The 14,584-nt window shown below is 63.0% G+C and carries 13 protein-coding genes; 4 read left to right on the plus strand and 9 right to left on the minus strand.

Annotated elements, in window-relative coordinates; all coding sequences use genetic code 11:
• The first annotated feature begins 117 nt into the window (after nt 1-117).
• Nucleotides 118-636 carry a DUF494 domain-containing protein gene (locus BPRO_RS23225; protein ID WP_011485512.1) on the plus strand — a complete coding sequence of 173 codons (519 nt, stop codon included), beginning with the start codon at nt 118-120 and terminating at the stop codon, nt 634-636.
• A gap of 330 nt (nt 637-966) precedes the next feature.
• Here BPRO_RS23225 and BPRO_RS23230 read toward each other — a convergent pair whose 3' ends face one another.
• From BPRO_RS23230 to BPRO_RS29800, 6 genes are all read right to left on the minus strand, one after another.
• Nucleotides 967-3,399 carry a DUF1631 family protein gene (locus BPRO_RS23230; protein ID WP_011485513.1) on the minus strand — a complete coding sequence of 811 codons (2,433 nt, stop codon included), beginning with the start codon at nt 3,397-3,399 and terminating at the stop codon, nt 967-969.
• Nucleotides 3,400-3,426: 27 nt separating this feature from the next.
• A complete protein-coding gene (gene secF, locus BPRO_RS23235) occupies nt 3,427-4,380 on the minus strand; it encodes a protein translocase subunit SecF (protein ID WP_011485514.1) in 954 nt (317 codons plus the stop codon).
• A 38-nt stretch (nt 4,381-4,418) separates the two neighbouring features.
• A complete protein-coding gene (gene secD / locus BPRO_RS23240; RefSeq protein WP_011485515.1) occupies nt 4,419-6,293 on the minus strand; it encodes a protein translocase subunit SecD in 1,875 nt (624 codons plus the stop codon).
• A gap of 69 nt (nt 6,294-6,362) precedes the next feature.
• Nucleotides 6,363-6,704, minus strand: a complete 342-nt coding sequence (gene yajC / locus BPRO_RS23245; protein ID WP_041390185.1) for a preprotein translocase subunit YajC — start codon at nt 6,702-6,704, stop codon at nt 6,363-6,365.
• A 233-nt stretch (nt 6,705-6,937) separates the two neighbouring features.
• Nucleotides 6,938-10,501, minus strand: coding sequence for an indolepyruvate ferredoxin oxidoreductase family protein (locus BPRO_RS23250; RefSeq protein ID WP_011485517.1), 3,564 nt, complete (start codon nt 10,499-10,501; stop codon nt 6,938-6,940).
• Nucleotides 10,498-10,659: a hypothetical protein gene (locus BPRO_RS29800; protein WP_157045858.1), complete on the minus strand. Its 162-nt coding sequence runs from the start codon at nt 10,657-10,659 to the stop codon at nt 10,498-10,500. The genes BPRO_RS23250 and BPRO_RS29800 overlap by 4 nt, the downstream gene beginning before the upstream one ends.
• 179 nt (nt 10,660-10,838) lie before the next feature.
• Here BPRO_RS29800 and BPRO_RS23255 point away from each other — a divergent pair, with 179 nt between their 5' ends.
• Nucleotides 10,839-11,330 (plus strand): Lrp/AsnC family transcriptional regulator, encoded by a 492-nt coding sequence (locus tag BPRO_RS23255; protein WP_011485518.1) that lies wholly within the window; start codon nt 10,839-10,841, stop codon nt 11,328-11,330.
• Nucleotides 11,331-11,448: 118 nt separating this feature from the next.
• Nucleotides 11,449-12,141 (plus strand): hypothetical protein, encoded by a 693-nt coding sequence (locus BPRO_RS23260; RefSeq protein WP_011485519.1) that lies wholly within the window; start codon nt 11,449-11,451, stop codon nt 12,139-12,141.
• 26 nt (nt 12,142-12,167) lie between these two features.
• Here BPRO_RS23260 and BPRO_RS23265 read toward each other — a convergent pair whose 3' ends face one another.
• Entirely contained in the window at nt 12,168-12,506 is a 339-nt protein-coding gene (locus BPRO_RS23265) for a hypothetical protein (RefSeq protein ID WP_041390188.1), read from the minus strand.
• Between the two features lie 74 nt (nt 12,507-12,580).
• Nucleotides 12,581-13,849 (minus strand): murein transglycosylase A, encoded by a 1,269-nt coding sequence (locus BPRO_RS23270; RefSeq protein ID WP_011485521.1) that lies wholly within the window; start codon nt 13,847-13,849, stop codon nt 12,581-12,583.
• Here BPRO_RS23270 and BPRO_RS30195 point away from each other — a divergent pair.
• On the plus strand, nt 13,797-13,943 hold the full coding sequence (locus tag BPRO_RS30195; RefSeq protein WP_198140964.1) for a hypothetical protein: 147 nt from the start codon (nt 13,797-13,799) through the stop codon (nt 13,941-13,943). The genes BPRO_RS23270 and BPRO_RS30195 overlap by 53 nt on opposite strands.
• Before the next feature lie 10 nt (nt 13,944-13,953).
• Here the strand turns inward: BPRO_RS30195 and BPRO_RS23275 are convergent, their stop codons facing one another.
• Entirely contained in the window at nt 13,954-14,580 is a 627-nt protein-coding gene (locus tag BPRO_RS23275) for a response regulator transcription factor (protein ID WP_011485522.1), read from the minus strand.
• Nucleotides 14,581-14,584 lie beyond the last annotated feature (4 nt).

The following is a 14,584-nucleotide window of genomic DNA, read 5'->3' on the forward strand; positions in this document are numbered from 1 at the left end:
AAAATCCATCGCTTTTATTGGTTCCATCAAGCATGCAACACTGCACTAGTCGGGCAATTCCCCCACCATCCAACGAGGGTTGACACCGGCGCACGTATCTGCGTTATATTGAGGCATATGTTTGAAGTACTGGTGTACGTTTACGAGAATTACTGGCAAGGTGATGCCTGCCCCGAACTTCAAAAACTGGGGCGCAAACTCACCGCGGCAGGATTCGATGCCGAAGAGATCCAGGCGGCCCTGGTATGGCTTGAGGGCCTGAATACGGCGGCCCAAGGCACGCAGATCAACCTTCCCGCCAAGACTTCTTCCGGCCTTGCTGACGTCACGATTGCTGCCTCTGCCCTCTTTCAGCCGCAGTCGGCCAACAGCCTGCGAATTTTTTCGGTGTCCGAGCAGATGCATCTGGGTGCCCAATGCCTGGGATTCATCAATTTCCTGGAGACCTCGGGCGTTCTGCCTCCGCACATGCGGGAGATTGTCATTGACCGCGCGATGGCAGCTCCGGGTGACCCGGTCACGCTGGATGACCTGAAAATTATCGTCCTGATGGTGTACTGGAGTTTTGGCGAGGAGCCCGATGCACTGGTTCTTGACGAATTGTGCGACGACACGGAAGGTCGGCTTGCGCACTGAGTGGCTGAGGCCCCCACGGTTGCTCACTGCGTGTAGCTCCCTGCCCCCCCGAGGGGGCCGCTGCGCCTGCGGCCCGGCTAAGCCGGTTCCGCGGCCCCTGCTGGGTTGGAGTGCCCCCCAACGCTCGCTCACTGCGTGTAGCTCCCGAGGCCTTGCAGGCAGCGGCTCGCGGGACGCTTCGCCTCCGTCGTTTGATTGGAGCCGCAGGCTCCAGCCCCTCGGGGGGCTGAACTTGCTTGTTGGGGCGGCCCTTCGCTGCGTTCGGCCTGAGACCCCACCCCTGCTGCAATGGGTTCATCCTGAGGCATCCGAAAAGAGCGCCCAGGCGTTTTAGCTGAGAAGGCGCTCCGGATTGGCGTCCAGCTTGGCCAGGGCATCGCGCGTGGCGCGCACTGTGAGCGCCTCTTCTTCGGTTGGCACCAGCAAACCAGCTTGCATGTAGGCGGCCAGGCGACGCGCCTGGATCAGGAAGTTGCGGCCATCGGACGCCGCAAACAAATGCAGCTGCTTGCGATCACTGCACCAGGCAAACTGAACATGGCTGATTTTTCCGCTGTGGTCCAGACTGAACCAGCTTCCCAGTTGCAGTTCCTGGACCCAGGCGCGCATCGCTTCCGTGGGCTGGCTGCCGCCATCGGTGATCACCTCGATATCGGCCGCATCAATGCCGATCATGGTGACCAGGCTCTCGGTGTCGAGCGGCAGATCACCGACATCCTCGTCCGACAAATAGTCCTCCAGATTGGCCAGGCGCTTGGCCATGGCATCGATCCGCTCCATCGAAATCGCGTCGGTTTTCGACATGAACGCATCGGCCAGCGTGTCGCTGATGACCTTCAGATGCTGATCCTGGTCAGGCGTCGCCAGGCCAAGCATGGACATGCCCAGGCGCAGGAGTTGCAGCAGCTTGGGCAAGTCGGCAATCACACGGGCACGGTCGTTGCGGTTTGGCTTGGCGCTGGCGGCCCAGACCAGATCAGCCGCGGCCTGCTTGAGCGTGATGGTTTCGGTGTGCTGGGGGCCGTTTTTCATCGCCGCAATGGCCAGGACTTCAGCCCAGACCTTGAACAGGAATTCGCGGATTTCACTGCGGACCGGCATGTCATTGAGCATGCTGCGCATCTCAATGGTGTACTGGATGACCATGGTCTCTTTTTGCTCGACCTGCTGGGCTACGCTCACCACGCGCGCGGCACTTCCCTGTTCCGATAGAAATTTGGACAGGAACTTCTCGAACTCGTCATAGACCAGCTGAAACACCCGCCGCCCGGTTTCGGGATACTGCTCGATCACCTGCACGACCCGCCGGATCTCCGCCTCCATGGCGCCGCCGGACACCGTGACGTCGAACCCCAGCACGCAGGAGCCCATGCGGTCAATCAGCCGGCGCGTGGGATGTTGCAGGGAGCCAAAAAACTCCGGCTCGGAAATTGCGACCCGCAGCACAGGCATTTGAAGCCGCGCAAACCAGACACGTATTGCGGGCGGAATCCGGTCCTCGGCCAGGATGCTCTGGAACATCAAGGCGACGATTTCAATCGTCGCCTTTTCCGATGAAGTAGATGCGGCCTGCTTCAGTGCGCTGGTACGTTCCCGCAGTACGCCAGCTGCACGGTCGACATGCGTCTGGTCATACACCTGGCCCGGCGCATCCAGCAGCAAGGTGCGCTCATGGCTGCTTTCTTCCGCCCGTTGCACTGTGGCCATGGCCTGGGCCAGTCGCGGGGAGGCCTGGTGGGACCGCGTGTCATCAAAACCGGCCACCTGATCGGACAGCAGACGCTTGAGGTGCCCCATCACGCCCTGAGCCCGCATACGCGCTCTGGCCAAGGGCGTGGTCGCGGTCTGCATACGCGTTTCTTCATGGATTTGGTGGCCCGAGGTCGAAGTCTCCGCTCCCCGTGCTGCACCGCCCCTGCCTTGGCCGCCGCTGCCGCTGCCGCTGCCGCTGCCGCTGCCGCTGCCGCTGCCGCTGCCGCTGCCGCTGCCGCTGCCGCTGCCGCTGCCGCTGCCGCTGCCGCTGCCGCTGCCGCTGCCGCTGCCGCCAGATTGTTCATGACTCCTGGCCTGCTCAGCAGCTGTTTCTGAGGGCGCATTCGTCCCCGGGGCAGAAGGTGTGCGTTTGACGAGTCCCCGCAGATCGATTTCAGCCATCACACCCTGCTGAACCAGGAACTCGTTGGTGGCGCGATAGGTCTCGAGCAAATGCGCAGCCAGGTTTTTCTGGATGAGGTCCTGAACCGTCAGCCACAGGTCCCGCGGCAAAAGCGCCTGGCCCCACTGTTCAACCAGGTGCTGCGCCAGTACTTCGGGCCGCAGGATGTCCTGCTTGTGCAGCTCGGCAATACCTTCGAGGTTCTGCACCCGCAGGCGGAGATCGTTGAGCTCCCAGCTCGCAACATCGAGCAGGCGCAGGGCCAGGCGAGAGGCGAGAATCTTGTCCTCCATCACCTCATTGCCCATGAGCTCAAATTTGATGCTGCTGTTCGTGAATTTTGCCTGGCCACCCGCATGCGGGACGGATTGGGCTTCGGTCCATGCGCGCGTGGTGCCGCGGACCCAGGCTGAACTGCTTTTCTGGAAGGCCTGCCAGGCTTCGCGCCGGTCCTGCATTTCGCGGGCGCCACCCGGTTCGTCCCTCAATGCCGCCAGCCGGTTTTGAATGGCTTTGGCCAGCTCGGGCAATATTCCTGCGGCACGCTCCGTGAACAAAGCACGTGCCTGCTCGACCAGAAGAGTGTTCTTTTTGTTACTTGGAGCCACGACCGCCCTGAATAATTAGCCTATAGCTTACACCGTGGCACCTGCGTTGGGGTCGTTGGGATCTTCTTCTTTTTTTGCCGGCCCCTTGACCAGATCTTCACGCCGGATGCCCAGCCACATGGCGATGGCGGCGGCCACGAACACGGAGGAGTAAATGCCGAACAAAATGCCGATGGTCAGCGCCAGGGCGAAGTAAAACAGGGTCGGCCCGCCAAACAGCAGCATGGACAGCACCATGATCTGCGTTGAGCCGTGGGTGATGATGGTACGGCTGATGGTCGAGGTGATCGCGTTGTCGATGATCTGCACCGTGTTCATCTTCCGGTAGCGGCGAAAGTTCTCGCGGATCCGGTCAAAGATCACCACGGACTCATTGACGGAATAGCCCAGTACCGCCAGCACGGCGGCCAGTACCGCGAGGGAAAACTCCCACTGGAAGAACGCGAAAAAACCGAGAATGATGACGACGTCATGCAGGTTGGCAATGATGGCCGCCACCGCATACTTCCACTCAAAGCGGAAGGCGAGGTAGACCATGATGCCGAACACCACCATGGCCAGGGCCTTCAGGCCATCGTGGGCCAGCTCCTCCCCGACCTGCGGGCCGACAAACTCCGTGCGGCGCAGTGTCACATCGCTGCTGGCCGCCTTCAGCGCCACCAGCACTTTTTCGCTTTGCTGCGCGGTGCTGACACCCTTCTGGGCCGGCAAACGGATCATCACATCACGCGACGTTCCGAAGTTTTGCACTTGCACATCGGTCAGCCCCAGCCCTGCCACGGTCGCCCGGATTTTCCCCACATCTGCCGCCTGGGCGTAATTGACCTCCATCAGCGTGCCGCCAGTGAACTCCACTGACAGGTGCAGGCCGCGTGAGAACAGGAAAAACACCGCCAGCGCAAACGTTGCAAAGCTGATGACATTGAAGATCAGGGCGTGCCGCATGAACGGAATGTCACGCCGGATTTTGAAAAATTCCATCGAGGGTCCTTGGGAAGCTCAGAAACAAGAAGCCGGGGTCATTTCGCCACAGCGCCGGACGCGTCGGGCCGCCACACCGTGCCGATGGACACCGTCTTGAGCTTTTTCTGCCGGCCATACCAGAGATTGACCAGGCCACGCGAGAAAAATACCGCAGAGAACATGCTGGTCAAAATGCCGATGCAGTGCACCACCGCAAAACCGCGTACCGGGCCGGAACCAAAGGCCAGCAATGCCAGGCCCACAATCAGGGTCGAGGTGTTGGAGTCCAGGATGGTGGCCCAGGCCCGCTCATACCCCGCATGAATGGCCGCCTGGGCCGAGGCGCCATTGCGCAATTCCTCGCGCACGCGCTCATTGATCAGCACGTTGGAGTCGATGGCCATGCCCAGTGCCAGTGCCATGGCCGCCATGCCGGGCAAGGTCAGGGTCGCCTGCAGCATGGAAAGCACCGCGACGAGCAGCAGCAGGTTCACCGCCAGCGCCAGGCCGGAGATCAGGCCGAACAGCATGTAGTAGGCCGCCATGAAGGCCACGATCACGACAAAACCCCAGGACACGCTGTGAAAGCCCTTGGAAATATTGTCGGCACCCAGCGTCGGGCCGATGGTGCGCTCTTCAATGATTTCCATGGGCGCGGCGAGGGAGCCCGCGCGCAGCAGCAAGGCCAGGTCATTGGCTTCGCTCACACTCATGGAGCCGGAAATCTGGAAGCGGTTGCCGAGTTCACTCTGGATGACCGGCGCGGTCAGGACCTCGCCCTTGCCTTTTTCAAACAGCAGGATGGCCATGCGTTTCTTCAGGTTCTCGCGGCTGGTGTCGCGCATGATGCGGCCGCCCTTGGCATCGACCGTCAGATCCACTTTGGGCTGCTGGTTCTGCGAGTCAAAGCCGGGCTGGGCATCCGTCAGGTTCTCGCCGGTCAGGATCACCTGTTTCTTGACAATCACCGCCTGCCCGTTGCGCTCGAAAAAGCGCTCGGTGCCAAACGGCACGGCACCGGTGTTGTTTTCCGCAGCGCGCGCCTCGGCGCTGTCTTCCACGAGACGCATCTCCAGTGTCGCTGTACGCCCCAGGATGTCCTTGGCCTTGGCCGTATCCTGAACACCCGGCAATTGCACCACGATACGGTCCAGGCCCTGCTGCTGAATCACCGGCTCGGCCACGCCCAGCTCGTTGATCCGGTTGTGCAGCGTGACCATGTTCTGCTTGAGCGCCTGATCCTGGATCCGGCGCGCCGCCTCGGGCTTGATGCTGGCCGTCAGCTTGTACTCCGTGCCCTCCGGGACATCGACGGTCTGCAGGTCCGGAAACTGATCCTGGATCAGCGCCTTGGCAGAGGCCAGGGTCTCGCTGTCGCGAACCTTGATGTCAATGGCCTGGGCATTGCGGCTGATGCCACCATGGCGGATATTTTTTTCGCGCAGCGACAGGCGAATGTCGCCCGACAGGGACTCGGCCCGTTTGGTCAGCGCCGCCTGCATGTCCACCTGCAGCATGAAATGCACGCCGCCACGCAGGTCCAGCCCCAGGTACATGGGAAACGCGTGCAGCGAAGTCAGCCAGGCGGGTGAGCGCGACAGCAGGTTGAGCGCGACCACATACGACGGATTCGCGGGATCGGGCGACAGCGCCTTCTGGACGGCGTCTTTCGCCTTGAGCTGGGTATCGGTATCGCCAAAGCGTGCCTTGACCGAAGTACCCTCCAGGGCGATGACATCCGCCGTGATGCCCACATCCTTGAGCGCCTGTTCCACCCTCGCCATCGTCGTCGTGTCAATCTTGACCGTGGACTTGCCGCTGGAAATCTGCACTGCCGGCGCTTCGCCAAAAAAGTTGGGCAGCGTGTACAGGGCTGCGATCAATAGCGCGACCACAATAATGGCGTACTTCCAGGCCGGATAACGATTCATGAGGGGGCTGTTCCTGGTGGACGGATGAACAAAGTGAGGCCCTGCGGGCCTCAGGGGGTCAGCAAGACCTTACTTCGCGGCGCCGATAGCGCCCTTGGGCAGCACCTGGATGATGGCGCTGCGCTGCAGTTGCACTTCAACGCCGGGCGCGAGCTCCAGGGACAGGTACACATCACCGAGCTTGGTCACCTTGCCAAGCAAGCCGCCTGCGGTAGCGACTTCATCGCCTTTGGCCAGCGCGTCGATCATGGCACGATGTTCTTTTTGCTTTTTCATCTGTGGACGGATCATCACGAAATACAGCACCACAAACATCAGCACCAGGGGAAGCATGCCCGTCAGCGACGACAACATGTCGCCTCCCGCGGCGGCGGCAGGAGCGGTTTGGGCAAAAGCAGAAGAAATGAACACGGCAAACTCCACAACGATTTAAGGAAACACTGGCAGGCGCTCCGGCCGACAGGCCAGAGCGCACAGTCCGTGATTGTATGCGGCGGGCGGCCGACAGGAAGGTGTACCCGGCAGCTTGCCGGGCATTTTCAGGCCATACCGGCAAGCAGAAGCCGCCCGTTGAGGGGCTACCGCGCCTTCCGGCGGCAACGGCCCGGGCGGTTGCCGTGCTCGTCCGGCGCGGCGCGGCGTGCCTAGGCGGCCTGCTGCGCGGTGGCTGCCGGCTGGCGGAAGGACTGCATCAGTGCCGCCCATTGCGGCCGCGCGGTTTGCAGGTGGCGCTCCTTGACGTGGCCGTAGCCCTTGATCAGCTCGGGAATCCGGGCAATTTCCACGGCCATGGAGTGGTTTTGGGCGGTCAGACCGGCCAGCACTTCCTCCAGGCTGGCGCGGTACTCGTCAATCAATGCGCGCTCCATTCTGCGCTCCTCGCTGCGGCCAAACACATCCAGCGGCGTGCCGCGCAAACCCTTGAGCCGGGCCAGCACCTTGAAGCCGGCCAGCATCCAGGGGCCGAACTGCTGCTTTTGCAGCTCGCCCTTGTCGTTTTTGGACGCGATCAGCGGGGGCGCCAGGTGGTAGTTGAGCTTGAAGTCGCCCTCAAACATGGCATTGACCTTGCCGAGAAATCCGGCATCGGTGTGCAGCCGCGCCACTTCATACTCGTCCTTGTAGGCCATCAGCTTGAACAGGTACCGGGCCACGGCCTCGGTCAGCATGGTCTTGCCGAGGGGCGCTTCCGCCAGCCGCACCTTGTCCACAAACGCCTGGTAGGTCCGGGCGTAAGCGGCGTTCTGGTAGGCCGTCAGGAAATCCACCCGCTTGGCCAGCATCTCGGCCAGGGAGGGCTTTTTCACAAACTCGATCACCTGCGCCGCCTTGAACAAAGCCTGTACCGCGGCCAGGTCATGCGCGCAGCGACGGCCCCATTCAAAGGCCGCCCGGTTGTTCTCGACCTGCACGCCGTTGAGTTCAATGGCCCGCATCAGCGAGGCATGGGACAGCGGCACCCGGCCTTTTTGCCAGGCAAAGCCCAGCATCAGGGGGTTGGTGTAAATCGAATCGCCAATCATCTGCACGGCCACCTGCTCCGCATCGAAGCTGCCCAGCAAGTCAGCGCCCACTGCGGCCGTCACGGCACTTGCGCAATTGCCGCCCGGAAATTGCCAGTCGGGGTTCGTCACAAAGGCCGCCGTCGGCGTGCCGTGCGAGTTCATCGCCACGTAGGTGCGGCCCGGCTGCATGACCGTAAGTGTGTACTTGCTGGCCGCCACGATCGGATCGCAGCCGATCACCAGGTCGGCCTTGGCGGTGTCCACCTTGGTGGTGTAAATCGCCTCGGGCCGGTTGGCGATCTGGATATGACTCCAGGTGGCGCCGCCCTTTTGCGCCAGCCCGCCGGCATCCTGCGTGACCACCCCTTTGCCCTCGAGGTGGGCAGCCATGCCCAGCAACTGGCCAATCGTGATGACACCGGTGCCGCCGACGCCTCCCACCACGATGCCCCAGGCGTTTTCAGCCACGGGCAGCACCGGTTCGGGAATCGCGGGCAGGCTGCTCAGGCCGCCCTTTTTTTCCTTCTTCGGCTTTTTCAGCTGGCCGCCTTCCACCGTGACAAAGCTGGGGCAGAAACCCTTGACGCAGGAGTAGTCCTTGTTGCAGGTGTTCTGGTTGATGCGGCGCTTGCGGCCAAATTCGGTTTCGAGCGGCTCCACCGACAGGCAATTGGACTGCACCGAGCAGTCACCACAGCCTTCGCAGACCAGCTCGTTGATGACCACGCGCTTTTCCGGATCCGCCAGGGTGCCGCGCTTGCGGCGCCGGCGCTTTTCCGTCGCGCAGGTCTGGTCGTAAATGATGGCGGTCGTACCCTTGAGCTCGCGGAATTCGCGCTGGATGCGGTCGAGTTCGTCGCGGTGATGCACCGTCACCCCTTCGAGTAACCTGGCGCCCTGGTACTTTTGCGGCTCGTCGGTGACGATCACCAGTTTGGCCACGCCTTCGGCGAGCAGGCTCTGCATGATCTGCAGCACGGAATGGCCCTCGGGCCGCTCTCCCACCTGCTGGCCGCCGGTCATGGCGACCGCATCGTTGTAGAGGACCTTGTAGGTGATGTTCACCCCGGAAGCGATGGCCTGGCGGATCGCCAGCAGGCCGCTGTGAAAGTAGGTGCCGTCGCCCAGATTGGCAAACACATGCTGGTCGGTCGTGAACGCCGCCTGGCCGACCCAGGTCACGCCTTCACCGCCCATCTGGGTGAAGGTGGAGGTGGAACGGTCCATCCAGGTCGCCATGTAGTGGCAGCCAATGCCGGCCACGGCGCGCGAACCTTCGGGCACGCGGGTGCTGGTGTTGTGCGGGCAGCCGCTGCAAAACCAGGGGGCCCGCTCGCCGGTGTCGACTTTGACTTCGGTCAGCGCGCGCTCCCGCGCCTCGATGACGGCCAGGCGCGCATCCATGCGCGAGATGATGTCGGCGGGCACGCCCAGCTTCTTCAGGCGTTTGGCAATCGCCTTGGCGATGATGGCCGGCGTCAGGTCGACCTTGGCGCGCAGCAGCCAGTTGTCGCTCGGGTTGGAACGGCTCCATTCGCCGCCGGACTGGTCGCCCTCCGGCTCGTCAAACTTGCCCAGCACATTCGGCCGCACGTCGGCGCGCCAGTTGTAGAGCTCTTCCTTGATCTGGTATTCAATGACCTGGCGCTTTTCCTCGACCACCAGGATTTCCTGCAGGCCTTCGGCAAAGTCACGCGTGATGGTGGCCTCCAGCGGCCACACCACATTGACCTTGTGCAGGCGAATGCCGAGCTGGTGGCAGGTCTCCTCGTCCAGGCCCAGGTCGGCCAGCGCCTGGCGTGTGTCGTTGAAGGCCTTGCCGCTGGCGATCACCCCGAAACGGTCTTTCGGCCCGGCAATGACGTTGTAATTGAGCTTGTTGGCCCGGATGTAGGCAAGCGCGGCATACCACTTGAAGTCCATCAGGCGCGCCTCCTGCTCCAGCGGCGGGTCGGGCCACCGGATGTGCAGGCCGCCCGGCGGCATCTGGAAATCTTCGGGGATGACGATCTTCACGCGGTCCGGATCGACCAGCACCGAGCTGGACGACTCCACCACCTCCTGGATGGTCTTCATGCCCGACCAGACGCCCGAAAAACGGCTCATGGCAAAAGCATGCAGCCCCATGTCGAGGATGTCCTGCACGCTGGACGGAAAAAACACCGGCAGGCCGCAGGCCTTGAAGATGTGGTCGCTCTGGTGCGCCGCCGTCGAGCTCTTGGACACATGGTCGTCGCCCGCAATGGCGATCACGCCACCGTGTTTGGCGGTGCCGGCCATGTTGGCATGCTTGAACACGTCCGAGCAGCGGTCCACGCCCGGCCCCTTGCCGTACCAGATGCCGAACACGCCGTCGAATTTCTTGCTTTGCGGATACAGGTCCAGCTGCTGCGTGCCCCAGACCGCGGTGGCGCCCAGTTCTTCATTGACGCCGGGCTGGAACACGATGTTTTGCGCTGCCAGATGCTTTTTGGCCGCCCACAGCGCTTGGTCATAGCCGCCCAGCGGCGAGCCGCGGTAGCCGCTGATAAAGCCGCCGGTGTTCAGGCCGGCGATAGCGTCGCGCGTGCGCTGCAGCATGGGCAGGCGAACCAGCGCCTGCACGCCGCTCATGAAGGCGCGGCCGTGCTCCAGGCTGTATTTGTCGTCCAGCGTGACGGTTTCCAGCGCCTTGCGAATGTGTTCAGGAAGTGGGGCGTTCATTCGGCAACTCCCGTACGAACAAGCTCGACGACAAATACAGCACAGCTGGCTTCGCCACCTGTGTATTTGTGCCTTCGGCGAAACCCGCTTTGCGGGTTTTCATCCAGCGTGCCCATCTCGAGGGCCTTGCGAATGTGCTCGGGAAGCGGGGCGTTCATGTGGGGTCTCCTGGCTGTGGGTAATGCCGCCTCATGGGCAGGTCTGGACAAGGCAGGGCCCGGATAGGGTCATGCCTCTAACTGTCTGCAAAGTGTAGGGCGGGCGGCCAGATATGTCTTTGCTTTCTTTGCCTGATTTAGGGTGTACAAAGAAAGGATCTTGCTGGAAAATACGATAAATGGAACATTTAGACAAGTTTGACATTGCCATACTGAATGAGTTGCAGCGTGAGGCGCGTCTGACCAATACCGAACTCGCGTCCCGCGTCGGCCTGTCGGCTGCACCCTGCTGGCGGCGCGTGCGGGCGCTGGAGGAAGCCGGGTTCATCACCGGCTATCGAGCCGAGATCAACCGCCACAAGATCGGTTTGGGCGTGCTGGCCTTTGTCCGGCTGGACGCGGACCGCAACAGCGGGGACGCCACGCGGCAACTGGAAGAAGCCATCAAGAAACTGCCTGAAGTCATCGCCTGCCACTACATCAGCGGCACCGGAACCTTCGAGCTGCAGGTGGTGGCCCAGGACCTTGAAGCTTTCAGCAAGTTTGCGCTGCAGAGCCTGATCAACCTGCCCAATGTGAAAGACCTGCACACCAGTTTCTCGCTGGGGGAGGTCAAGGCCAGCAGTTCGCTGCCGCTGGGGCATCTGGCACGCACGGCACCTTCATCATAAAAATACCCGTTAGCCCCTATATTGACCGGATCACAAGCTACTAATTTCATAGCAAAATATCCTGAACCGACACCTTCTCGCGCCAACCCACCGCAGCGCTACTCACGGCGCGACTCCCATGACCCACGCCCCACATCCTTCCCGGCTTTCCTTCCTCATGCGGTTTTTCCTCGCGTTCCTGACGCTGCTGGGCCCCGCCCTGCATGCGCAGCCCGCGGGGTATTCGAACACGAACCCGGATCCCCTGCCGATGCGCAACCTGCAGATCGAGGTGCGTCAGGTACGGGGCGGCAGCCAGGCCCAGGGCATGGTGGGCGCCCAGGGCGGCGTGCTGCTGCAACCGGGCCATTCCGGCGCCACAGTCAACATCACCGCGCAAAGCAGCCAGCGCAGCGACGCGCGCGACCTGGTGCAGCGGGTGCTGGTGCTCAACGGCCGTCCCGTCGCCATCAACCTGGGCAACACCACGCCGCTGCGGCTGACGCAGGCCTTTGTGCAGAACGGCGTGTTGCGCTACGTGGGAAGCACCGTGCTGATCGACACCAACAGCGGCTTTTCAGCACGGCCCGTCTGGCGCGGCGGCAGCAGCGCGGAGCTTGAGCTGGCCGCCATGCAATCGCGTCCTGGCACGGCCGGGGCAGTGCCGTCTTCGTCGTCCGCCAGCACCTCGGTGGCCTTGGTGCTGGGTGAATGGGTCACCGTGGCGCAATCGGATGATGCGGCGACGGCCAACAGCAGCGGCGTGGCCGGCGCTGGGCAGACTTCAGGCCAGGAGGCCCTGACAGTCGAGGTGCGGATCTCCGTGCGCTAGGCGCCCCACGTCAAGCGCCCTGGGGCTCAATCCCGCACACAGCGCGCGGCCAGCGGCAACAGCGGATAGCGCAGCACGGCCTCGCGCCCGCTGGCGCCCAACCCGAACTCGGCCCGCATTCGCGGGTTGCTGTAGACCGTCTGCTGCGGACTCTGGCCACCGGCATCACGGTACAGCACGTCATAGCCGCGCGTGCCATCCAGCACCGCCGTGTCGTCGATGAACCGGGCCGTGAACTCAATGCCTTGCTCGCAGCGGTACAGCGGCACCGGCGACTGCCAGCCCTGCCCCGCGCAGGCCGCCAGCACGGACAGCCCAGCCACCACCATCAGCCCCGCGATCCGCCTGCCTGCACGCTTGTTCATGATGCGCATCCTGTGCCCCCTGTCCTCTGTGTGTGTCCGGCGTGGCAACTCTTTGGCCTGTTTGACCATTCTGGCTATTTTGGCCAGAGCACCCAAAGCCGCAGCGGCTGGTTGAACCGCGCGGCCAATTCGCCGGCTTCGGCGCCGGTCCCCGCAAAATAGTCGGCGCGCACCGCGCCCACGATGGCACTCCCGGTATCTTGCGCAAACACCAGCTTCTGCAACTGGGCCGCGCTACCGCGGGACGCCAGCCACACCGGTGTGCCATAAGGAATGCTGCCCGGATCGACTGCAATCGAGCGGCCCGCCGTCAACGCCACACCCTGGGCGCCCTTCGGCCCGAATGCGGCGTCCAGATCGCTCAGGGGCTGCTCCTGGAAAAACGTGTAGCGCGGATTGCTCCACAGCATCTGCTGCACGCGCTGCGGATTTCGCGCCGCCCACGCCTTGGTGGACTCCATCCAGGGCGCCGTCATCCGGCCCTCGCCCTGATCCTGGAGCCATTGGGTTACGCTGCGAAAGGGTTGCTCGTTGGATCCGGCATACGCCACCCGCACGACCCGCTGCGAACCATCCGCTTCCGTGATGTTCAACCGGCCCGAGCCCTGGATGTGCAGCGACATCGCCTCGATCGGATCTGCCAGCCAGGCAATTTCCCGGCCCCTCAGGGCAACACGGGCCTCCGGCAGCGTATCGATTTCATGCCGCGAGAACCAGGGCTTGCGGCTGCCCAGCGACGCCGGCACCCGGTACAAGGGCACCTCGTAACCACTGCCCGGCTGACGGCTGGCCTTGAGCACCGGTTCGTAATAACTGGTCAGCAAACCTTCGGCACCGCCCTGAAGTGTTTCGACCCGGTAAGGCTGCAATCGAGCGACCATCCAGGCACGCTGGTCTTCGGCCCGGGCAATGCTCAGGCGCCGCACCTCGCCGCACAGCGGGGCAAATGCCGGCCCCGGCCGCTCGCAGCTTTTGAGCCAGGCGTTCCAGGCCTCGAACAGCGCGTCCTCGTCAAACCCCGGCAGGTCCGCCCAGCGAACGGCAACCCAGCGGCTTTTGCCCTGCACCATGGGCTCCGGCAACGCCCCGGTATCACCCGGACGGGGCCCCGCAGCCGAAGTGGCAGGCGCTGCGGCCGGTGGCATGGGCGAGGGCGATGAGGGCGGCGGCGTGCGGTAGGGCGGACTGGCACAGGACGCCAGCAGCATGATGATGGCGGCGGCTGTGGCGATAATTGACCTGAATCGCACCGGCTCCCGCGAAACGGTGTTTGCAATCCAAGGAAATGTCATGGCCCTACTTTTGCTCGAAGCCCTGGGGGCGTTGCTGCTGCTGGTGTTCATTGTGTGGTGGACGATGTTTTCAGGCCGAAAAAATGGCGAACTGAAAGCCGATTCGGTGCCCCCTGCATCAGACGCCGGCGCCGACAAGGAATAAACCCAACCCGCTACAGGTTTCGTAGCAGGTTCGCAAGCTCTACCGCCGACTTGACTCCCATTTTGTCAAAAACGCGGGCACGGTGAACTTCCACCGTCCGCACACTGATGTCGAGCTGGTCGGCCACCAGCTTGTTGGGCAGGCCGCCCACCACCAGCCGCATCACATCCCGCTCGCGGTCGGTCAGCCCGTCCAGCCGCGCCTGCCGGCTGATCGATTCGCTGTGCTGGGCCAGCGCCGCCGCGGAAAACTTGAGCGCCTGCTCGATGCGGTCGACGAGTGCGTTGTCCGAAAACGGCTTCTCGCAGAAATCAAAGGCGCCACGCTTGACCGCATCGACGGCCGTCGGCACATCCGCATGGCCCGTCAGGAAAATCACCGGCAGGGTCGGCAGCAGGCCGTAGCCAATCAGTTTCTCAAACATGGCCAGACCACTCAGGCCCGCCATCCGCACGTCCAGCAGGACGCAGGAAGGCGACTTCACCTCAAACTGCTGCGACACCCGCGCATCGAAGGCCTCGGCGCTGTCGAAGGTCTCACTGGGCAGACGACGCGACCGCAACAGCCAGGCCAGCGCATCGCGTACGCTGGCGTCATCGTCGACGATATAAACCGTGGCATTTTGAATGGGTTCCATGGTG

Origin of the sequence: Polaromonas sp. JS666, from assembly GCF_000013865.1 — a bacterium.
Taxonomy (GTDB): Bacteria; Pseudomonadota; Gammaproteobacteria; order Burkholderiales; family Burkholderiaceae_C; genus Polaromonas.